The sequence below is a fragment of the Cupriavidus sp. CP313 genome (assembly GCF_054072015.1).
Genome location: NZ_JBSVZB010000002.1, coordinates 23839 through 45206, shown reverse-complemented (window position 1 = coordinate 45206; position 21368 = coordinate 23839). Strand labels below are relative to the sequence as shown.

The 21368-nt window shown below is 66.4% G+C and carries 20 protein-coding genes; 7 read left to right on the top strand and 13 right to left on the bottom strand.

Annotation, left to right across the window (positions count from 1 at the left end):
- Window positions 1-3: 3 nt before the first annotated feature.
- Together tsaE and ACW4E8_RS02435 are read left to right on the top strand one after the other, a co-directional pair.
- Window positions 4-516, top strand: coding sequence for a tRNA (adenosine(37)-N6)-threonylcarbamoyltransferase complex ATPase subunit type 1 TsaE (tsaE, locus tag ACW4E8_RS02440; protein WP_456803068.1), 513 nt, complete (start codon window positions 4-6; stop codon window positions 514-516).
- Window positions 510-2012, top strand: coding sequence for an N-acetylmuramoyl-L-alanine amidase (locus ACW4E8_RS02435; protein WP_456803067.1), 1503 nt, complete (start codon window positions 510-512; stop codon window positions 2010-2012). The genes tsaE and ACW4E8_RS02435 overlap by 7 nt, the downstream gene beginning before the upstream one ends.
- 56 nt (window positions 2013-2068) lie before the next feature.
- Here ACW4E8_RS02435 and ACW4E8_RS02430 read toward each other — a convergent pair whose 3' ends face one another.
- On the bottom strand, window positions 2069-3094 hold the full coding sequence (locus tag ACW4E8_RS02430; protein ID WP_456803066.1) for a bile acid:sodium symporter family protein: 1026 nt from the start codon (window positions 3092-3094) through the stop codon (window positions 2069-2071).
- A gap of 103 nt (window positions 3095-3197) precedes the next feature.
- On the opposite strand from ACW4E8_RS02430, the gene ACW4E8_RS02425 reads away from it, so the two are divergent.
- The gene (locus tag ACW4E8_RS02425) at window positions 3198-4115 is read left to right on the top strand and encodes a LysR family transcriptional regulator (RefSeq protein WP_456803065.1); all 918 of its coding nucleotides are present in this window, start codon (window positions 3198-3200) and stop codon (window positions 4113-4115) included.
- A 117-nt stretch (window positions 4116-4232) separates the two neighbouring features.
- On the opposite strand, the gene ACW4E8_RS02420 is transcribed toward ACW4E8_RS02425, so the two are convergent.
- The 7 genes from ACW4E8_RS02420 to ACW4E8_RS02390 all read right to left on the bottom strand — a co-directional run bounded on the left by ACW4E8_RS02420 (window position 4233) and on the right by ACW4E8_RS02390 (window position 9683).
- Window positions 4233-4991 (bottom strand): 3-hydroxyacyl-CoA dehydrogenase, encoded by a 759-nt coding sequence (locus ACW4E8_RS02420; RefSeq protein WP_456803064.1) that lies wholly within the window; start codon window positions 4989-4991, stop codon window positions 4233-4235.
- Window positions 4992-5299: 308 nt separating this feature from the next.
- Window positions 5300-5965 (bottom strand): adenylate kinase, encoded by a 666-nt coding sequence (gene adk / locus ACW4E8_RS02415; RefSeq protein WP_035822081.1) that lies wholly within the window; start codon window positions 5963-5965, stop codon window positions 5300-5302.
- A 384-nt stretch (window positions 5966-6349) separates the two neighbouring features.
- Complete coding sequence (gene kdsB / locus ACW4E8_RS02410) at window positions 6350-7159, bottom strand: 3-deoxy-manno-octulosonate cytidylyltransferase (RefSeq protein WP_010812254.1); 810 nt, start codon at window positions 7157-7159, stop codon at window positions 6350-6352.
- Between the two features lie 9 nt (window positions 7160-7168).
- Window positions 7169-7375, bottom strand: a complete 207-nt coding sequence (locus ACW4E8_RS02405; RefSeq protein ID WP_013955684.1) for a Trm112 family protein — start codon at window positions 7373-7375, stop codon at window positions 7169-7171.
- Complete coding sequence (gene lpxK / locus ACW4E8_RS02400) at window positions 7356-8459, bottom strand: tetraacyldisaccharide 4'-kinase (protein WP_456803063.1); 1104 nt, start codon at window positions 8457-8459, stop codon at window positions 7356-7358. The genes ACW4E8_RS02405 and lpxK overlap by 20 nt, the downstream gene beginning before the upstream one ends.
- A 150-nt stretch (window positions 8460-8609) precedes the next feature.
- Window positions 8610-9041 (bottom strand): ExbD/TolR family protein, encoded by a 432-nt coding sequence (locus ACW4E8_RS02395; protein ID WP_018312702.1) that lies wholly within the window; start codon window positions 9039-9041, stop codon window positions 8610-8612.
- Between the two features lie 21 nt (window positions 9042-9062).
- A complete protein-coding gene (locus tag ACW4E8_RS02390) occupies window positions 9063-9683 on the bottom strand; it encodes a MotA/TolQ/ExbB proton channel family protein (protein ID WP_456803062.1) in 621 nt (206 codons plus the stop codon).
- Window positions 9684-10755: 1072 nt separating this feature from the next.
- Here ACW4E8_RS02390 and xseA point away from each other — a divergent pair.
- From xseA to ACW4E8_RS02375, 3 genes are all read left to right on the top strand, one after another.
- Window positions 10756-12141, top strand: a complete 1386-nt coding sequence (gene xseA, locus ACW4E8_RS02385) for an exodeoxyribonuclease VII large subunit (RefSeq protein WP_456803061.1) — start codon at window positions 10756-10758, stop codon at window positions 12139-12141.
- 211 nt (window positions 12142-12352) lie between these two features.
- Window positions 12353-12934: a superoxide dismutase [Fe] gene (sodB, locus tag ACW4E8_RS02380; protein ID WP_013955690.1), complete on the top strand. Its 582-nt coding sequence runs from the start codon at window positions 12353-12355 to the stop codon at window positions 12932-12934.
- Window positions 12935-13222: 288 nt separating this feature from the next.
- Window positions 13223-14599, top strand: a complete 1377-nt coding sequence (locus tag ACW4E8_RS02375) for an alginate export family protein (RefSeq protein ID WP_456803060.1) — start codon at window positions 13223-13225, stop codon at window positions 14597-14599.
- A gap of 50 nt (window positions 14600-14649) precedes the next feature.
- On the opposite strand, the gene ACW4E8_RS02370 is transcribed toward ACW4E8_RS02375, so the two are convergent.
- The gene (locus tag ACW4E8_RS02370) at window positions 14650-15981 is read right to left on the bottom strand and encodes a GAF domain-containing protein (RefSeq protein WP_456803059.1); all 1332 of its coding nucleotides are present in this window, start codon (window positions 15979-15981) and stop codon (window positions 14650-14652) included.
- Window positions 15978-16448, bottom strand: a complete 471-nt coding sequence (locus ACW4E8_RS02365) for a pyridoxamine 5'-phosphate oxidase family protein (RefSeq protein WP_456803058.1) — start codon at window positions 16446-16448, stop codon at window positions 15978-15980. Before ACW4E8_RS02365 ends, ACW4E8_RS02370 begins: the two co-directional genes overlap by 4 nt.
- A 120-nt stretch (window positions 16449-16568) precedes the next feature.
- Here ACW4E8_RS02365 and ACW4E8_RS02360 point away from each other — a divergent pair, with 120 nt between their 5' ends.
- Window positions 16569-18080, top strand: coding sequence for a flavin-containing monooxygenase (locus ACW4E8_RS02360; RefSeq protein WP_456803057.1), 1512 nt, complete (start codon window positions 16569-16571; stop codon window positions 18078-18080).
- Here ACW4E8_RS02360 and ACW4E8_RS02355 read toward each other — a convergent pair whose 3' ends face one another.
- The 3 genes from ACW4E8_RS02355 to ACW4E8_RS02345 form a co-directional block, all read right to left on the bottom strand.
- On the bottom strand, window positions 18081-19052 hold the full coding sequence (locus ACW4E8_RS02355; RefSeq protein WP_456803056.1) for a Bug family tripartite tricarboxylate transporter substrate binding protein: 972 nt from the start codon (window positions 19050-19052) through the stop codon (window positions 18081-18083).
- Between the two features lie 26 nt (window positions 19053-19078).
- Window positions 19079-19780 carry a nitroreductase gene (locus ACW4E8_RS02350; RefSeq protein ID WP_456803055.1) on the bottom strand — a complete coding sequence of 234 codons (702 nt, stop codon included), beginning with the start codon at window positions 19778-19780 and terminating at the stop codon, window positions 19079-19081.
- Window positions 19781-19844: 64 nt separating this feature from the next.
- Window positions 19845-21257, bottom strand: coding sequence for an MmgE/PrpD family protein (locus ACW4E8_RS02345; protein WP_456803054.1), 1413 nt, complete (start codon window positions 21255-21257; stop codon window positions 19845-19847).
- Window positions 21258-21368 lie beyond the last annotated feature (111 nt).

Sequence of the window (21368 nt, the reverse complement as noted above, 5' to 3'; positions counted from 1 at the left end):
GCAATGCCCTTGCTCGAAGAACGCACACTGACGCTGCCCGATGAAGCCGCCACCGCGCGCCTGGGCGCCGCGCTGGCCGCCGCCGTGCAGGCCATGCCGCCGCGCACGGTGCATGTGCAGATGTCCGGCGACCTGGGCGCCGGCAAGACCACCCTGACGCGCGCGATCCTGCGCGCGCTGGGCCATGCGGGCAAGGTCCGCAGCCCCACCTATACGCTGTGCGAGCCCTACGAGGTGGCCCGCGCCGACGGCTCGCCGCTGACCGTCTACCACTTCGACCTGTACCGCTTTGCCGATCCCGAAGAGTGGATCGACGCGGGTTTTCGCGACTGCTTCGCCGAACCGGCCTTCAACCTGGTCGAATGGCCGGAGAAGGCCGGCCGCATGCTCGGGGAACCGGATCTCCATGTGTTGCTCCAATCGGACATGGCCGGGGCAGATGACGCCGGCGAGCGACGGATCGCGACGATGCGCGCCTATACTCACACTGGACTTACCCTGCTGAACGCATGCTGATCAAGCGACTTGCCACCGACCGCCCCGATGGACCCGACGGCCTGCTGCCGGCGCGCCGCAAATGGATGGCGCAGGCACTGAAGCTGGGCGCGGGCACGGCCGTGCTGACACTGGCCGGCCCGCAGATCGCGTTTGGCGCCGGCATCGTCGCGGTGCGCGTGTGGCCGGCCGAGGACTACACCCGCGTCACCATCGAATCCGATTCCCCGCTGGCCGCCGTGCACCAGATGATCCGCGACCCCGACCGGCTGGTGGTGGACATCGACGGCCTGGACCTGTCGCCCACGCTGCGCGAGCTGGTGGCCAAGATCACCCCGAACGACCCCTATATCCAGACCGTGCGCGTCGGCCAGAACCGCCCGCGCGTGGTCCGCATGGTGTTCGACCTGAAGGAAAACGTGGCGCCGCAGGTGTTCACGCTGGCGCCCATCGGCAGCTACCGCAACCGGCTGGTGTTCGACCTGTACCCGGTCAATCCGCCCGATCCGCTGTGGAAGCTGGTGCGCGACACCGAGGAAAAGCAGCGCCGCTTCGCCACCTCGGACCCGGCGCCGGGCAACGATGGCATCGCCGGCGCGCCAGCTGGTGCTGAGGAAGACGCGATCGGCGCGCTGGTGCGCCGCTTCGACGAGAAGGGCGAAGTGCCGCCCACCACCGCGCCGCTGCCGCCGCCAGTGGCCTCGGCCCGGCCCAAGCCATCCGCACCGCCGGTGCCGAGCCCCAATGCCCCGGTGGTGCCGCCGGTCGCACGCGACAATCCCACCGCCGAACGGCCCTTCAAGATGCGGCGCCTGCTGACCGTGGCGATCGATCCCGGCCACGGCGGCGAAGACCCGGGCGCGATCGGCGCCGCGGGTTCGCGCGAGAAAGACGTGGTGCTGCAGATCGCGCACCGCCTGCGCGCCAAGATCGACGCCCAGCCCAATATGCGCGCGATGCTGACGCGCGACGCCGACTTCTTCGTGCCGCTGAACGTGCGCGTGCAGAAGGCGCGCCGGGTGCAGGCCGACCTCTTTGTATCGATCCACGCCGATGCCTTCCTGTCGCCCGAGGCGCGCGGCGCGTCAGTGTTCGCGCTGTCCGAGCGCGGTGCGTCCAGTACCGCGGCACGCTGGCTGGCCAACAAGGAAAATGCCGCCGACCTGATCGGCGGCGCCAATATGGGCAACAAGGATGCGCAGGTGGCGCGCGTGCTGCTGGACCTGTCCACCACCGCGCAGATCAACGACAGCCTGCAGGTCGGCAAGGCCGTGCTGGGCGAGATCGGCGGCATCAACAAGCTGCACAAGGGCAGCGTGGAGCAGGCCGGGTTTGCGGTGCTGAAGGCCCCGGATATTCCGTCGATCCTGATCGAGACAGCCTTCATCAGCAATCCGGAAGAAGAGCGCAAGCTCAACGACAACGCGCACCAGGAGCAGCTGGCCAATGCGATCCTGAAGGGGATCCGGTCGTACTTCGCGCGCAATCCGCCGCTGTCGAAAAATCCGTCCGTGTGAGTCTGGTGGGCACAAAAAAACCGGGGCATGCCCCGGTTTTTTCATGGCTGCGTGCCTCAGGCCCGCGCCGCGGCCTGGTCCTCCAGCAAGGCATCGCGGTCGGCATAGCGCGATGCCATCACCGAACACACGATCAGCTGCAGCTGGTGATAGACCATCAGCGGCAGCACCAGCAGGCCCAGCGCCGGATGGCCGGCAAACAGGATCTTGGCCATCGGGATGCCGTTGGCCAGGCTCTTTTTCGAGCCGCAGAACACGGCGGTGATCTCGTCCTCGACAGAGAAGCCAAGGCGGCGCGCGGTCAGCGTGGTAAAGCCCAGCACCACGAACAGCAGCACCGCGGCGATCAGCATCACTGCGCCGATGGTCTGCCACTGGTACTGGTGCCACAGGCCCTGGGCGGTGGCGTCGCAGAATGAGGAATAGACGATCAGCACGATCACGCCACGGTCGATCTTGTTGGTGATGTGCTTCTTCTTCGCCAGCCAGCTGCCGATCAGCGGGCGCAGCAACTGGCCCAGCGCGAACGGCAGCAGCAGTTGCAGCGCCACGCCAGTGAGCGCCTTGCCCAGCGGCATCGAGGCGCCGCTGGCGCTGATCACCAGCCCCATCAGCAGCGGCGTGACCAGCATGCCGATCAGGCCCGAGATGGTGGCGTTGAAGATCGCACCGGACACATTGCCGCGCGCCATCGAGGTCATGGCCACCGACGACGATACCGTCGACGGCAGCGCGCACAGGAAGAACACGCCCAGCAGCAGGTCCGGCGGCAGCGTATTGCGCAGCGACAGCATCAGCAGCGCGCCCACCACCGGGAACACCACGTAGGTGAAGGTCTGCACGAAGACATGCAGGCGCCAGTGCTTGGCGCCCGACACCAGCTTGTCGCGCGAGAGCGCCGCGCCGTGCAGGAAGAACACCAGCGCCACGCCCAGGCTGGTCACCACGCCCAGGTGCAGCGGGCCGTTGCCGGTACCGATTTCAGGGGCGGCCAGCGCAATGGCGATGGCCGTCAACATGACGAGAACGAAGCCGTCGATCAGGTCATAAAGTTTCTTGAGCTTGCGGACAATACGAGACATGACTGCGGGTGGATCCTGCGAGGCTAGGGTTTTGCCTAGTATTGGACGCCAGCCAAGTCTAGAATGCAAATTCATTTATAGAATCTATTTATCCGGTCGTTGCATGAATTACACACTGCGCCAGTTACGCGTCTTCCTGGCCGTGGCCAATACCGGCGGCTTCAGCCGGGCCGCCGATGTGGTCGGCCTGACCCAGCCTGCGGTCAGCCGCGGCGTGGCTGAGCTGGAAGAGGCACTTGGCGTGCGCCTGCTGGACCGCACCACGCGCGAGGTGGTGCTGACCGAGGCCGGCCACGCGCTGGCGCCCGCGCTGGAGCGGCTGCTCGGGCAGCTCGACGACACGCTGGAAGAGACGCGCCAGCTCGGCGAACGCTATCGCGGTCGCGTAGTGATAGCCGGTGCGCCGACGATCTCGGCCCGGCTGATGCCGATGTACGTGGCCGCCTGCGCCGCCCAATACCCTGAGATCCGCCTGACCGTGCGTGACAACGTGCAGGCCGACGGCCTGGAGCAGGTGCGCGCCGGCGCCGTGGACTTTGGCGTGCTGATCGATCCGCTGGTGCGCGACGGGCTGGTGGTAGAGCCGGTGGCGACCGACCCGTTCTGCTTTGTCTGCCGGCGCGACCATCCGCTGGCGCAGTCGGCCTCGGTGCCGTGGTCGGCGCTGCATGGGATGCAGCTGGTGCTGCTGGACTTTGCCTCCGGCAGCCGGCCGCTGATCGACCGCGTGTTCGGCCGGCATGGCGTGGTGCCCCTGGTGGTGCAGGAGCTGGGCCACTCGGCCAGCGTGTTCGGCATGGTCGAGGCCGGCATCGGCGCCTCGGTGCTGCCGTCGTTCTCGCTGCCGCTGCCGGCGGCGTCGCCGCTGGTGTGGCGGCCGCTGGTGCCGCGCGAGGAGCGCAGCATCGTCATGGTCCGGCGCGAGGACCGTTCACTGTCGCCGGCCGCGGCGGCGGTGTGGGACCTGGTGCGCCGCCTGACCGTGCGCGCCGAGGCGCCCGCAATGAGCGCCGCGGCCTGACCTGGCCCGATCATGATCAACGCGCGGTGACCAGAAATAGCCAGCGCCGTCGAATGGCCATGACCCTTTGCCCGTCGGCTGATAATGCTGCCCGGCTGAGCGGGCAGCGCCAGGGCATTACTTGGGCTGCATCCGGATCGCGCCGTCCAGGCGGATCACCTCGCCGTTGAGCATGGTGTTCTCGATGATGGCGCGCGCCAGCTTGGCGTATTCAGCCGGACGCCCCAGCCGCGGCGGGAACGGCACCATCTTGCCGAGCGCGTCCTGCACCTCCTGCGGCATGCCCAGCAGCATCGGCGTCTCGAAGATGCCCGGGGCGATGGTCATGCAGCGCACGCCGTCGCGCGACAGGTCGCGCGCGATCGCCAGCGTCATCGCCACTACGCCGCCCTTGGATGCGGCATAGGCGGCCTGCCCGATCTGGCCGTCAAAGGCCGCCACCGACGCAGTATTGATGATCACGCCGCGCTCGCCTTCGCTGTCGGGGGTGTTTTGCACCATGGCCGCGGCGGCCAGGCGGATCATGTTGAAGGTGCCAACCAGGTTGATGCGGATGGTCTTGTCGAAGGCGTCGAGCGGATGCGGGCCGTTCTTGCCGACAGTCTTGTTGGCGGTGGCGATGCCGGCGCAGTTGACGATGCCAGAGAGCCGGCCCAGCGCCTGGGCGGCGGCCACCACGGCCTGGCCGTCGGCTTCGGAGGTGACGTCGCAGCGGACGAACTGGCCGCCCAGTTCAGTTGCCAGCGCCCGGCCGGTGGCCTCGTTCAGGTCGGCGATCACGACCTTGGCGCCGGCTTCGGACAGCATGCGGGCGGTGCCTGCACCCAGGCCCGAGGCGCCGCCGGTGACGATGAATACGTTGCCTTGGATTTGCATTTGGGGTTGTCTCCTTTGGATTGGGTTTTATTGCCGTTTACGTAAACGTCAATTGGTTGGCGGTATTTTACGGGGTGGCGGGGGATGTGCAAGGGGGTGGGCTTGTTGCTAGGCGGACGGGTGTCGCCCTTGGCGGGCGTGGCTGTTTCGCCGGCGTAGCCGGCGAGTCACTTTTTGTCCGAGCGACAACCGACCGCATAGCACCAAGCCAAAACCAGCCACACCCGCCAAGCGCGACCCCCATTCAATCGCCCAAAACAAAAGCGGCCCAAAGGCCGCTTTGCATAAAACTGAGCAGTCGAAAACGATTACTTCAACGCCTCAAACACCCGCCCAGTAATCTCATCAACATTACCCACGCCCAGAATCTTCCGGTACTTCGGCGGCGCCACCTTGGCGGAAGCATCCCCCTTGGCAGCCCAGTCCGAGTAGTAATCCACTAGCGGACGCGTCTGCTGCGAATAGACATCAAGACGCTTCTTGACGGTCTCTTCCTTGTCATCGTCACGCTGGATCAGCGCCTCGCCGGTCTCGTCGTCCACGCCCTCGGTCTTGGGCGGGTTGTACTTGACGTGGTAGGTGCGGCCCGAGGCCACGTGCACGCGGCGGCCGCTCATGCGCTCGATGATGGCGTCGAACGGCACGTCGATTTCCAGCACGTAGTCGATCGCCACGCCCGCTTCCTTCATCGCCTCGGCCTGCGGAATGGTGCGCGGGAAGCCGTCGAACAGGTAGCCGTTCTTGCAGTCGTCTTCCTTCAGGCGGTCCTTCACCAGGCCGATGATGATGTCGTCCGACACCAGTCCGCCCGCGTCCATGACCTTCTTGGCTTCCACGCCCAGCGGGGTGCCGGCCTTCACCGCGGCGCGCAGCATGTCGCCCGTGGAGATTTGCGGAATGCCGAACTTCTCGCAGATGAACTTGGCTTGCGTGCCTTTGCCGGCGCCAGGCGCGCCCAACAGGATCAAACGCATTTACGGGTCCTCAGAGTTTTTAATCTGGTGTGGCGGGAGATCAGAAGGAGGGTAACGCCGTAACTTGACGCAGGACTTACTGCCGTCCTGGTGCGGTCAGACTGCGTTCAGCGCGGGCACTGCTCATGCGTACCCCTCGCATACGGCCGGCGGCGGCTGCCAGGGGGATGGCGGCGCGGCACACCGGACGGGCTCTATCTTTATCTCCCCACCGAGCCTTGGCCGGCGGCACGCTTGCGCATGCCGGCCGGGCGGCTCTGTATCGGCAAGCATTATGCCATGAGGCGGCGCCAAATCGGCCCGAAATCCGCCCCCCGGTTCAGGTTGCAGCAGTATGAACCTGAGCGGGCAGGCGCCCGCGCGGGTCACTTTCCGGCGGTTTTGTCAGGGCCCTTCCTGGGCCATCGACTGCGCCCACAGCGCGCGCACCCGTTCCAGGTCGGCCGGGGTGTCGACGCCGGGGGCCGGCGCGGCGCTGGTTTGCAGCACCGCAATGCGCTCTCCATGCCACATGGCGCGCAGTTGCTCCAGCGCCTCGGTCTGCTCCAGCGGCGCCGCTGCCAGCGTCGGGAAGCGGCGCAGGAAGCCCGCCCGATAGGCATACAGCCCGATATGGCGCAGCACCGGCATGCCGGGCAGCGGCACCTGTGCCAGCGCCGCGGGCACGGCCGGCACGCCCGACCAGGCATCGCGCGCCCACGGGATCGGCGCGCGCGAGAAATACAACGCGCGGCCGGCGGCGTCGCACACCACCTTGACCACGTTGGGGTTGAAGACTTCGGCGATGTCCTGCAGCGGATGCGCCGCGGTGGCGATGGCGCAGTCGGCGTGGTGCGCCAGGTGCAGCGCCACCTCGTCGATCAGCGACGGTTCGATCAGCGGCTCGTCGCCCTGCACATTGACCACGATGGCGTCGTCGGCCAGGCCCAGCTGGGCGGCCACTTCAGACAGGCGGTCGGTGCCGGAAGGGTGGTCGGCGCGCGTCAGCACGGCTTCGATGCCGTGCGCGGCGCAGGCCTGCGCCACCGCGGGCGCATCGGTGGCGACCACGGTGCGCTGCGCCGACGACGCATGCGCGCGTTCGGCCACGCGCACGATCATCGGGCGCCCGCCGATATCGGCCAGGGGCTTGTCAGGCAGGCGCGTCGAAGCGAGCCGCGCGGGAATGACGACGGTGAACGCGGGGACGGTCATGGCGCGCGCTCAGTTGCCGGCGGCAGGGGCGTCCGGGTTGACCACGCGGCCTGGCACCGACTGGCGGGCCTCGTCGGCCAGCATCACGGGGATGCCGTCGCGGATCGGGTACGCCAGCTTGTCGGCGTGGCAGATCAGCTCCTGCGCGGCGCGGTCGTATTCCAGCTTGCCCTTGCACAGCGGGCAGACCAGGATTTCAAGCAGCCGGTTGTCCATCTCGGTGTTCCTCGTTGCGCCCTGCGGCGCCGGGCGTGGTTGCCGGCGCGGTCGGCGCGGGTTTGACTTGCGCCAGCACGGCGCGGCGGATTTTTTCGATCAGGCCGGCATCGATCACGGGCCTGGTGGGGACGACCCAGATGCGCGGGTCGTCGAAGCGCTCGCATTTTACGGCATCCTTCTCGGTGATCAGGATCACGTCGGCGTCGAGCGCGTCGGGATGGTCGACGAACGGGTCGGCGACAAAGTCATAGTGGTCCGGCAGCGGCAGTGTCTTCGGCGTCAGGCCCGCGCCGCGCAGGCTGGCGAAGAAGCGCTCGGGGTTGCCAATGCCGGCCGCGGCCAGCACGCGCCGGCCGGCAAAGGCGCTGACCGGCCGGGCCATGGCGGGATCGGCCAGCTGCCAGGCGTCGTCCAGCTCCAGCCGCATGCCGTACACGCCGGGGCGGTCGGGCGTGGCGCGGAAGGTGGGGTCGTTGATCAGCGTCGCGTCGCGCGGGCGCGAAAGCGGCTCGCGCAGCGGGCCTGCCGGCAGCAGCAGGCCGTTGCCGCCCATGCGCGAGTCGAACATCACGATCTCGAAGTCGCGCTGCAGCTTGTAGTGCTGCAGGCCGTCGTCGAGCAGCAGCACATTGACGCCCGGGTGCGATACCAGCATGGCCTGCGCGCACAGCGCCCGGTCGGGGAAGACCCAGACCGGCACATCGGTGGCGCGCGCGATCAGGAGCGGCTCATCGCCTACGTCGGACGCCTTCGATGTCGGCTTCACGCGGCGCGGGTGCTTGAGTTCCACGCCGTAGCCGCGCGACACCACGCCCGGGCGCAGCCCCGCCTCGGTCAGCGCTTGTGCCAGCGCGATCACCGCCGGCGTCTTGCCGGTGCCGCCCACGGTCACGTTGCCGACCACCACCACCGGCATCGGCAGCCGCGTCGACTTGAACCAGCCACGCTGGTAGCCATGGCGGCGCACCCGCGCGATCAGCCCGAACAGCAGCGAGAACGGCAGCATCACCCACGCGAACCAGCCGCGGCGTTGCCACTGGGCGGTCACGAAGTCGGCAAGGGCATGTCGGGGAACGGGCATGGGCGCGGCGGGCGGAGGAGTGGGTGGTTGGGATGGGATTGTAGTGCGCCCGCGGCTTCGCCCCCTGCGGGCGCGGGAGGCTCATCCATTATGGGCATTGCACAGCGCATGCGGCAAGCCCGCCGGCCGCATGCGCCAAGGTGCCCGGGGTCAGCGCGGCTGCGCGCTCTGCGTGGCGAAGGTCAGGCGCGACAGCCCAGCCAGCCGCGCGGCCTCCATCACGTTGATCACGGCCTGGTGGCTGGCCTGCGCGTCGGCATTGACAATCACCACCGGCGGCTGGCCGCCGGCACTGGTGCCCGAGGCGGCGCGCAGCTGGTCGGCCAGGCTGGTGACGTCCTTCTGCTCCATCACCTTCTTGTTGACGGAGTAGACCCCGCGCGATGACACCGACACCACGATCTCCTGCGGCCGCTGCTGGGCGCGCTCGGCGTCGGCGGTGGGCAGCTGGATCTGCAGCTCGGTAAAGCGCGAGTAGGTGGTCGTGATCATCAGGAAGATCAGGATCACGAGCAGCACGTCGATCAGCGGGATCAGGTTGATCTCCGGCTCTTCGCGCCGCTGGCGGGAACGGAAGTGCATGGCGTTCGTTCCGTTCGGCGATCAGGCGCGGCGTTGCGGCAGGATCGCGTCGAGGAACGACGTGGCGCGGAATTCCAGCTCGGCCACGTAGTCATCCACGCGGCGGCGGAAGTAGCGCCAGAAGATCAGCGCCGGGATTGCCACGATCAGGCCGAAGGCGGTGTTGTACAGCGCCACCGAGATGCCGTGCGCCAGCTGTTCAGGGCTGGCGCCGGTGCCGCCCTGGCTGCCGAAGATCTCGATCATGCCGATCACCGTGCCCAGCAGGCCCATCAGCGGCGCCACCGAGGCGATCGTGCCGAGCGCGTTCAGGTAGCGCTCCAGCTCATGCGCGACCACGCGGCCGGCTTCCTCCACCACGTCCTTGGCGGCATCGCGCGAGGTGTGCGGCTGCAGCACGACGTGGCGCAGCCCGGCGGCCAGCACCCGGCCCAGCGGCGAGTTCTGCTCAAGCGTGTTGACCACTTCCGGCGTGGCGCGGCGCTGCTGCGCGGCCGCCAGCGCCTCTTCATAGAGCCTGGCGGGCAGGACCTTGCTGCGCTTGAGGGTAAGAAAACGTTCGACGACCAGCGCCAGCGCGATGACCGACGCGAGCAACAGCGGCCAGATCGGCCAGCCGGCCGCTTGAATGATGGAAAACAATTGGACCCCCGGGATCGACAACCGAATAACAAAACCCCAAACCACCTGGACGGCATGCCTTGATGCGCGTCTGGCCGCTGGCGGCGCGCGCTCCGGCATTGCTCTGAAAAATCAGGCGCCACTCTAACCTGCGCCCTGTCGCACGGCAAGACGGCACCCGACGCTGTCTCGGCCACGCATCGCCGGCGCTAGTCCATTTCCACAGCAAAGCGGGACAGTGTTGTGGATCGATTGTGGAAAGCTGCCTGACAAGCGTGCTAACACGTTGATCCGTAAGGGTAAAGATATTACTGCTTAAATTTTGTGCAAAAGCCTGCCGCAGGCCCTGCGGCGCATGGTGCACGCCGCCGGGCACCGCTTTCCACAACCTGGCGGGGCGCGTCGGTGTGCTGGCACTCCTTCCTGTGCGGCTTTCCACACAGCGCCGGGACAGGATTGTGGAGCGCTTGTGGAAAGCTGCCTGAGAGATCACCTAAGTCTTTGATTTATAAGGCGGCAGTATGAACTGCTTAAAAAACGGGCAAACGGGTGTATCCGTGCGGCCCATGGTCGATGTGGCGCCAGGCAGGGCAGAAACCGGGTTTTTCCACATTCCGCAGGGAGAGCATTGTGGACGGCCTGTGGACAAATCCGGGAGAAGCAGGTTAACCCATTGATTTTTATGGCCTCTCATCGTCCTGCCCAGAAATTGTGCAAACGCAGCATGGACGTTGCGCCCCGGAGGGCCAGCAGCGCTGTGATACGCAACGCGCCGGGTCGGCCGCTTTCCATGGGACCGCAAGCGGGTGTGGGGCCACTTGCGCTGGAAAAGTGTGGTTTACGGCGCCTTTTATCCAGAGAAGCTGTGGATAACTTTGTGAACAAGCCTGCCAGGCGCTATGTAAGTGATTGATGCAAAAGAGAATTGGTTATATTGCCTAATTTTTGTTTTGCTCGTAAAGCTCATAAGAATCAAAGGGTTGGACGAACCAATGCGCCTTTCGGGGCAGGGCGCAGGCATCAACGCTACCCACTTGACATAGAGGTTATGCTGTGGACATGTCCCATTCACGCCGCTTGCCACCAGTGCGCCATGCCAGACTTGCCGAACTTTTCGCGTGACCCTTCCTCCACCGCGCCGCGCAGCGGCCGCGACGTCATCCCTGTCGGTGAGCTGAACCAAACAATCGCCAGGCTGCTCGAACGCAGTTTTCCGCTGGCCTGGGTGCGCGGCGAGATTTCCAATTTCACGCGCGCCGCCAGCGGGCACTGGTATTTCTCGCTCAAGGATGCACGCGCGCAGATCCGCTGCGTGATGTTCCGCGGGCGCAACCAGCATGTCGACTTCCAGCCGCGCGAGGGCGAGGCGGTGGAGGTGCGCGCCGTGGTCACCATGTATGAGGCGCGTGGCGAGGTGCAGCTGGGCGTGGAGGCAATGCGCCGGGCGGGGCTGGGCAATCTGTATGAAGCCTTCCTGCGCCTGAAGGAAAAGCTGGCGCAGGCGGGGCTGTTCGCGCCGGAGCGCAAGCGCCCGGTGCCGGCGCATCCGCGCACCATCGGCGTGGTCACCTCGCTGCAGGCGGCGGCGCTGCGCGATGTGCTGACCACCTTGCGCCGGCGCGCGCCGCATGTGCCGGTGGTGGTCTATCCGGTACCGGTGCAGGGCGCGGGCGCGGCGCAGAAGATCGCCGACATGCTCGATGCGGCCAGTGCGCGGCGCGAGTGCGACGTGCTGATCCTTTGCCGCGGCGGGGGCAGCATCGAAGACCTGTGGTCGTTCAACGAAGAGGTGGTGGCGCAGGCGATTGCGCGCTGCGCGCTGCCGGTCATCTCCGGCGTGGGCCACGAAACCGACTTCACCATTGCCGACTTTGTCGCCGATGTGCGTGCGCCGACGCCGACCGGCGCGGCCGAGCTGGTCAGCCCGGATCGCGCGCACCTGCTGGCGCATGCACTGCGTGCGCGCGACGCGCTCACGCAGTGCATGCGGCGCGGGCTGGACCTGCGCGCGCAGCACCTGGACTGGCTGGCGCGGCGCGTGCGCAGCCCGCAGGCGCAACTGCAGGAGCGGCGCGCGCGCGTCGACAATCTGGCGCGACACTTGCGTTCGGCATTGCGTGACACGGTGGTGTCGCAGCGCCACCGCCAGCAATTGCTGGCGATGCGCTGGAGCGCGTGCCGCCCCGATGCCACCGCCGCTCATGCCGACGTGACCCGCCTGTGGCAACGCCTGCAGGCCGCCGCCGCACGCCAGCACGAGCGCGCCGGCCAGCGCCTGGCGCGCAGCGCCGGCGCGCTGGAGCTACTGGCGCCGCAGCGTACGCTGGAACGCGGCTATGCGGTGCTGCTGGACCAGCGCGGACGCGCGCTGCGCTCGCCCGCCGAGATCCGCGCCGGCAGCGTGGTCGAAGCGCACCTGGCCGAGGGCGTGGCCGACCTGGCGATTGCCGGCGTGCAGGCCAAGCTGCCGGATTTCTGAGCGCCTGCGTGGCCCGGGAACGCCTCCCATTCGCGATGCCGCGGCGGGCGTGAAGCGTTCCGGCAAGCCGGGCGGAAATCCCCCCGGAAACCCCTGCCCGGACAAACTAACATCGGATCAGGGGGCTTTGTCCCGCGGTTTGCGCGGGTCTTGCAAGTCCCCTACAATCGGCAATTCCGGACCCACAACCCCAACCCACAGAGACAGAACAATGGAACACAAGCTCCCCCCGCTCCCGTACGCGCATGATGCCCTGGCTCCGCACATCTCCAAGGAGACGCTGGAGTTCCATCATGACAAGCACCACCAGACCTACGTCACCAACCTGAACAACCTCATCAAGGGCACCGAGTTCGAGAACTCGACCCTGGAAGAGATCGTCAAGAAGTCGTCGGGCGGCATCTTCAACAACGCTGCCCAGGTGTGGAACCACACCTTCTACTGGGACTCGATGAAGCCCAACGGCGGCGGCCAGCCGACCGGCGCGCTGGCTGATGCCATCAACGCCAAGTGGGGCTCGTTCGACAAGTTCAAGGAAGAGTTCACCAAGACCGCCGTGGGCACCTTCGGTTCGGGCTGGGCCTGGCTGGTCAAGAAGACCGACGGCTCGCTGGACCTGGTCTCGACCTCCAACGCCGCCACGCCGCTGACCACCGACGCCAAGGCGCTGCTGACCTGCGACGTGTGGGAACACGCCTACTACATCGACTACCGCAATGCCCGCCCGAAGTACGTCGAGGCATTCTGGAATGTCGTGAACTGGGACTTCGCCGGCAAGAATTTCGCTGGCTGATCCGCGGATCATCCTCGCCGCAAAAAAGGGCCATCTGGCCCTTTTTTGTTTCGGGTGCGCACGGGGCGGGACTGGGTTTGAATCTGCCTGCGGGATCGTCCATATTTGTCCGTATCCGGCCGCCAGCTTTCGGTGCGTCCCCGCGCGCTCCGTGCCATCGTGCACTTCGCAGGCCGGCCATTTCCCACAGCCAGGTGCACGATGGCCCGATGGAAGGCATGTTCCCCTTGCAGCCCCACCGGTGCATGTCCTGCGCGCCGTCCATGGGCTGCTCTGCCTGTCGCACTCTTGCTGTTCACCGCCGTCGGCGGCGCCAGCGCGCAGCCGCTGCCGTCCCCGCCGGGCGCGCCGCCCCCGTTCAAGCTGTTGCGCTATGACGAGGACTATCGCTACCTGCGCGATCCGGCCATGCGCACGGATTTCTGGGATCCGGTCAAGTATGTGCCGCTCGGCGGTCCCGGCTGGTTCCTGAGCCTCGGCGGAGAGATCCGCGAGCGCTTTGAGGACTACTCGGCCAGCAATTTCGGCGTGCCGGGCCCGCGTGGCGATGGCTACCTGATGCACCGGGCGCTGCTCCATGCCGACCTGCATGCCGGTGAATCCCTGCGCGCGTTCGTGCAGCTGGGCAACCAGCTGGCCATGGGCAAGGACGTCACCACGCCGCCCTATGTCGACCAGCTCGATGTGCAGCAGGCATTCGTCGACCTGCGCGTGCCGCTCCCGTCGCCCGCGCAGGACCCGCTGCTGGTGCGCGTGGGCCGGCAGGAGATGGCGTTCGGCGCGCAGCGCCTGGTTTCGATCCGCGATGCCCCCAATGTGCGGCGTGCCTTCGACGGACTGAGGCTTGGCTCAAGCCTGGGCAGCGCGCGGGTGGATGCCTTCGCCACGCGTCCCGTGCTGCTCAAGGACGGCAGCTTCGACGACCGGCGCAATCAGGCGCAGGGCTTCTGGGGCGTCTATGCGACGATGCCGGCGGCATTCCTGCCGGCAACCTCCGCCGATCTCTACTACCTCGGCTTCGAGAATGACCGCGCGCTGTTCAGCGATGGCAGCGGCGCGGAGCGGCGGCATTCGCTCGGGGGCCGCCTGTTCGGCCGCCACGGCCGCTGGGACTGGGACTGGGAGGCGCTGTTCCAGTTCGGCAGCCTGGCCTCGCAACAGATCCGCGCATGGGGCTTCTCGACCGATACCGGGTACACCGTCGCAGCTTCGGCCTGGCACCCGCGCGCAGGCATCAAGGCGACCATGGGCAGCGGTGACCGCAATCCGCACGACGGCACCATCGGCACCTACAACGGCTTGTTTCCGAAGCTGGCCTACTTCAACCAGGCCGGCCTGATCGGCGCCTCCAACGTGCTGGATATCCAGCCGTCGCTGACGCTGATTCCCGCAGCCGGTATCAAGCTGACCTTCGCCTGTGACTTCATCTGGCGGGCAACCACACACGACGCGGTCTACACCTCGGCGGGCATCCCGGTTCCCGGCACCGCGGGCCGCTCCGGCCAGTACAGCAGCAGCCAGCTCTCCGTGGATGTTGCGTGGCAGGCGAGCCGGCATGTGCTGGTCAATGGCGGCGCCGTGTACGTGGACGAGAGCCGGGCGCTGAAGGCCGCTGGCGGACGCAACACGCGCTTTCTCTATCTGGCGCTCGGCTATACGTTCTGATGCGTGGAGTTCGACTGACATGGCCCAAGGCAGCGCAGTGATTTGCGACTTTACCCGCTGGTCGAAAGCACCGGTACGCCATCGATGACCAGCCTGACCTGGCCACGGCCCGCATGGATCAGCCTGACCGGCAGATTTCGCTCATCCAGGCGCCGCCGCAGCAGCAGAAGGCGCGTTTCGAGATTGTCCTTGATTTCCGGCAGCCTCAGCGAGTCCGCCAGGCGGATCTCCCGATTGGTGAACTCGCTCCTGCCTTCCTCGATATAGGCGCGCAGCATGAAGGAGAGGAGGCGTCCCGCGACACCCTTGATGGCATAGGCATGGTCGATGAACACGCTGTCGTCGAAGCGGTGATGTGTCACCTGGACGACCCGGCCACCCGGCAGTTCCGGTGCCCGACAGGGCATCGCCGGCTGGCCATCGGGCGCAAGCGCTTCGCAAAGTGCCAGCGCGGTGGCGCACTGGTGCGCGATCATTTCCATTGCCGTTTCGTGCGTCGCACTGAATGCAAGCCGCTGGCGGCTTTCCACGAACAGCACGCCACGCAAGATCCCTTGCGCCATCAGCGGAACCGCCATCTGGCTCATCGCATCCGGCAGGGTGGGCAGCGCGATGGACCTGGTGCGGTTTTCATCGGCAGGGCTGGTGCCTTCTATGGCAGCGCCCAGCCGGCGGACCCGGCTCATGTCATTGATCCTGACGGGGTGCTCGCTTACGGCGGCAATGCCGATCAGGCCGTCGTCAAAGGCGATTTCCGCACCAGCGCCGGAGCGCTCGTAGCCCCTGCTGACCACCGTGGTCAGAAGGCGGCGCGTATTGTCGCCAAGTAATACGATCGCCTGGCTGAAGCCCAGGACCTCGCACGCGTCGAGCGCTGCGCATAGCACCCCTTCGGTATCGTGCTGCGCGCTGATCGCCTTCATTGCGCGACCGAGGGCGGCGAGGTCAGGCGCCGGCGACGGAGGGCCTGTACGGGCAAGCTCGACCGTGGATGTCACGGCGGCAATCGCGTTGACCCGGAAGATATCGATCGCCTTGAGGCGCATGATCCCGGCCATGCCTACCTGTGCACTGCTGGCTCGCAACTGGTTCGACACGCGCTCGAACAGCGGGCCCTCATCTCGCGACGAGATCCAGGTGAGGTCGAGCGTGAACTGTCCGCCGTGGCGCGCACTGACCAGGAGCAGGGAAGCTTGGGGATTGGCGCGGATATTGGCGGCCGTCTTGGCAAAGAACTGGTTGGAGATCGCCACGTGCGTATCGTCCACCAGTACGACATGCGAGAGGTAGGAGATATTGGGCGTGCCGTCGGCCGCCGTCGTGGCGATGATCGAGGGGATCACGCCCTCGAAGCAGTCATCGAGATCGCGGAGCTGGATCATGCGACGTCCGTCCCGGCAGCAGTGCCGGCCCTGGGGCCGGGCGTCTGGACATAGGCCTCCCTGACGAGGACACGCGCAACCGTCAGTTCCCGTTCGGCCATCCACGGCATTACCAGTTCGGCCGGCAGGCCGAGACCGCTGAACAGTTCAACCATCTCGGCCTGATAGCGGCGCGAGAGTTCCAGGTCTGGCTGTGCCGCGGTGCGGAGCTGGGCAGTGCCTTTCAATTGGTAGGACACATAATCCGTGGGCCGCGAAAAAGTGACCGCGGCCTGACCATTGGCGGACAGGTTGGAAATCGTTCCGGGCCATTGCCAGGCGGACACGACCAGTTCGACGTTTTCCTCATCGACGACACGCGCACCCACGGCCCGGCCGATCGACGGTCGGTTCACCGGGTCTCGCGTGCCGACGATGATCATCACCGGGCTCGCGATAAAGCGCCTGATCTCCTCTGACAGCCGCATGGTGTGCCTTTTTCGTTATTTTTTAGGAAACTCGAGACCCTGCTTAGGAACCATTTAGCGACATCGCCTCCAGGCGCGGATTATAACTTCCGGACCTGCCACAAAAGGGGGAGCTCCGGCATGCACTATCCGAATGAGAAGACTGTCGCCATCATCGGCGCCGGGCCAGCGGGCCTGGTCTCGGCCCGCTGGCTCGCGCAACATGGTTTTGAGCCGATGGTGTTCGAGGCAAGCGAGAGGCTGGGCGGTCAATGGAACCCGGCCGCCGAGGCGAGCGCGACCTGGGCCGGGATGCGCACCAACACCAGCCGCGTCATGTCGGCCTTTTCCGATCTCGATCATGAATCGGACGTGGCGACTTATCCCCGACAGGATCAGATGCTGGCCTATCTGGAGCGCTATGCCGACAGGTTCGGTCTTGTGCGACGCATCCAGTTTGGAAAACGTGTCGAGCTTTTTGAAGCCGCGCCAGACGGCCGCTGGCGTATCCGCTCCCGGACCGGGGACGGCGTGGTGGAGGAGACGTTCAGCCACGTCATCGTGGCCACGGGAGCCCAGGCCCGTCCGCTTGTACCGGAAATCCCTGGGGTGGAAAGCTTTACCGGCGCGCTTGGCATCGCGCATACGTCGCAATATGAAGGGCCTGAGCGCTACCGTAATCATGCCGTGGTGGTGGCCGGCTGCTCGATCAGCGCGCTGGAAATTGCCTCCGATCTGGCCTATGGCGGAGCCCGTGTCACGTCGGCCTACCGTCGTCAGCGCTATATCGTTCCCAAGCTGATAGCGGGTGTGCCGGCTGAACACGTGTTGTTCAACCGCGCCGCGGCGCTGGCACTGGAAGCATTACCGCCCGAGGCGCTTGCGGAGGGGCTCAAGGCGGCGGTGCTGAAGGCAGGCGGCAGTCCGGACCAGTTTGGTGCACCCGTGCCGGCCGGAAATATCTTCGCGGCCGGGGTGTCGCAGTCACAGGGTTTTCTCCCGGCAGTGGCCGAAGGCCGCATCATCGTCCGTCCCTGGATCGAGCGTATCGACGGGAGTACTGTGCTGTTCACCGACGGTAGCCACGCGAGGCCCGATGCCATCCTCTTCGGTACCGGCTACGGCCTGTCATTGCCATGGCTGAATCCGGCCATCGCGAGGACCCTGAACTTCGACGGCACGAGTCTCGATCTTTACGCGCACACGTTCCATCCAGACCTCAAGGGCCTGGCATTTGTCGGCCTCTGCAACCTCGTGGGCCCTTACCTGCCGGTGATGGAACTGCAGGCCCGCTGGATCGCCTACGTACTGGCTGGCCATGTCGCCATGCCATCGCGCGCCCGGATGGAGCAAGGTCTCGAAGCCTGTCGCGCGATGCGCGAACGTGGCCAGCAGCCGGTGTTGCACGAACTCGCGGTCTCCCTTGCTCGTCATGCGGGGGTGGAACCGGACCTGGAGCGCTGGCCTCACCTGGAGCGCGCGCTGCTGTTCGGCCCGGTGTCGCCCGCCTCTTTCCGGTTGCAAGGCACCGACCATCTGGAGGATGCACCGGTGCGGACGCGAGCTGCGGCCGAGGCATTCGGGGCGATACGATCCTCGACGTTCACAGCCGAAGAATTGCACCTCCGACGCCTGCTTGAGGAACACGCATAGTCAGGATTCCTTCGCCAGCTGTGAGATCCGCTTCCAGCGCGCATCCTCCTTCGGCAACTCAGCCAGAAACTGGTGGCGATCCGCGATGTCGACGTACATCGACTGCTGCGCGCAGAACGCCTTGAACGCGGCCGAGTGGGCGATGCGAACCAGTTCGTCGGACAAGCGCTCCACAACCGGTGCCGGCGTCGCCACCGGTGCCAGGGCTCCGATCCACGACGAGACCTGGTAGCCCGCAACGCCAGCTTGCGCCGTTGTCGGGACCTCCGGGATCTCGCCCCATCGCCCGGGGCTGGTGACAGCTAGACCGCGCAGCTTCCCCGCCTTGACCATCGGCACCACGCTCGGTGCGCCCTGGCATGTGAAATCCACCTGGCCGGCAATGACGTCTGTCACCGCGGGTCCGTTCCCCTTGTAAGGGATATGCTTGGCGCGTGTCTTGGTCAGGTCGTTCAGCATCACGGCGCAAAGATGAGAGGTGCTACCCGCGCCCCCGGATGAAAACGTGATGTCGCCAGGCTTGCGCTTCATTGCCCCGATCAGGTCGGCCAAGGTCTTGTAAGGCGAGTCGGCCCTGACCACGATGCACAGCGCGGAGCTGCTCACCCTGGCAAGCGGCACAAAGTCCTTGACCGGATCGAATGTGACCTGGCCATCGGCAAACCACCGCGTGGTGAGGTGGGGAATGCCGGCGAACAGCAGCGTGTATCCGTCAGCCGCCGCCTTGGCCACGGCGTCGGTGCCGATGAGGCCGCCTGCGCCGGCGCGGTTGTCCACCATCACCGGAGACTTCAGGTTCTTTGCCAGTGCCTCGGCTATGAAGCGCGCGGTGATGTCGACCGCGGTGCCTGCGGAAGCCGGCACGACAATGCGAATCGGCCGCGAGGGGTATTGCTGTGCAAAGGCCGACGGGGCGCAAACGGCGGCTCCCAGCGACGCAAGAGATTTCAGGAAATGCCTTCTGCCGATCATGATGTCTCCTCTGGCAAGATCGGCGCCTACACCAGGCGCATGATTTCTTCGTCGGGCGCCCGGCTCGTCCTGAAGCTGTTCGCTGCGTGACCGGGGTCGGCGTGGCCAAACGAAATGGCACAGATCATCTTCCGGTCGTCGCCGATGCCGAAGTGCGAGCGCACGAACCTGGCATGGCGCGCCAGTGCCGCCTGCGGTGTCGTGGCAACACCGTGCGCGTGCGCGGCCAGCAGGAATGAAGCGATAAACCCGCCGCAATCGACTGCCGCGTATGGCCCGAGATCCGCAGCCATCGTGACGATTGCCACGTGCGGCGCGCCGAACATCCTGAAGTTCTCAAAACTCTGGCTGGCGCGGCGCTCGCGGTCGTGGCGCTCAATGCCCAGCGCTTCATAGAGCCGGTAACCCGTTTCCTGCCTGCGCTGCGCGTGGACGCCGCAATACGCCTCCGGGAACGGCAGGTCAGAATCGACCTCGGGCGCGTTGGTGGCTTCCTCGACCAGTGCCTTGCGAAACCCCTCCGTGGTCTCCACAGAGCCGATGACCACGTGCCAGGGTTGGACGTTGCACCACGAGGCGCTTTTCTTCGCAACGTTGACGATGCTCCGGATCACCGCGTCGGGCACAGGCCTGGCCAGGTAGGCCCGGCACGTAAAGCGCTCGGACATCAATCTGTTGAGGGTGTCGACATCGCTGCCGGGCTGGCTGCTGACGGGGTGCTGCTGCATGGCTTGTCTCCTGATAATCCTGAAGCGGCCGACCCGCGGAATTCCGGTCGAATCGGCGCCTTGCCTAGTGCGTCAACGCCATCAGGTCCGCGGCCCTGGTGTGTGGATCCAACTTCCTGAGCGTGGCCAGAAGCGTTTGCGCACGGCCTTTGCCCAGCACGCCAGACGTCAGCTCCATGAACTTCGCGTCCTGCTCGGCTTCCGACATGGGATTCGCCAGTGAGCCGATCGGGTCTTCAACGAACACGTGCTCGGACGTGCCATTGCGGAAGGTCACGGTGACATCCGCGACAAACTTGCCCGGGTAGCGCTGTTCGAGTTCCGGCGCTTCGGTGATGCCGATGCCGCGTGCCACTTCGGCCACGGGGGCCATGTCGATCCTGCCGTCCAGGTAGTCGCGGTGCACCTTGTAGCCATTGCCCATGCCGAGCAGCGCGAATGCCATCTGCGTTGGCAGGCTGAACTGGACGTGTTCGATGTTCTTCGGCTCGTACGCGTTGGCATTGGCGGTGCCGACCACCACATTGAAGGCGGGCTGGATGCGGGCCTGGATGTCGGCAATCTCGGCGCGGCGCGGCGCGAACGGGCGGATCGCGTCGATATACGCATGGGTGCAATAGCAGGCGCAGTACGCCTTGAGCCAGACCGTGCCGATCTCGAAGGGCTGGTCGAGCCTGAACCGCGCCTCTGCCCGTTCGGCAGGAGCGCGCTGCAGGAGGGTGCGGAAAAACCCCTTGTTGCCGCTCAGGAAGGCACGCGGCCCCGTGATGCCGGCCTGCGCCATATCGGCGGCGACCATGCCGTTGCGGGTGCCGATGCCGGCGTGCACCCGCTTGACCGAGCCGCCGGTAGAGGTGTACTCGGTGGTGCCGGCTGCATGGCTCAGCGCGATGGAGAGTGCGTGCAGGGTGGTCTCGGCATCGAACTTGCGCAGCCTGGCCGAGACCGCCGCGGCCCCGAAGCTGGACAGCACGGCGTGGGGGTGAAAACCGCGCCTCAGCAGGTCAGGCGCTGCCAGCACGCCGATGCGGGTGTAGACCTCGTAGCCGGCCACGATCGCGGTGATGACCTCCTCGAGGCTCGATCCCAGTTCCTCGCCGATCGCGAGCGCGGCGGGGATCACGCAACTGCCGGGATGACTGGCGCTGGCCCCGTGGGCGTCGTCGTACTCGAAGCCATGTCCATAGGCCGCGTTGACGAATGCGGCATCCGCGGCACTCATGGTGGCTGTGCTGGCGGCTACCCGGCTGCGGCCGGGGCGTTGCTGCGCGGTGGCGAAGGACAACACCTGGCGCGACCAGGGCATCTGTGCCGTGCCGATCTGCAGCGCAAGCTGGTCGCGCATCAGCCGGCTCACGCCTGCATGCGCCGGGCCGTCAAGCTGATCGAAGGTCAGGTCCTGGACCAGGCGAACCACTGCCTGCTCAAGCGCAGGGCAGTGGGTCGGCGAACTGGAGTCGGGTCGGATGGTAGTCAATGGAGCATTCCCTGGAAAGGTGTCGAAGACTTCGCCCGGTCAATGGCGACATGCCTGGATATAGTGATCAGAATCCGCGCTGGCAGCCGGTGAGTCAATCCGGGGCGACGT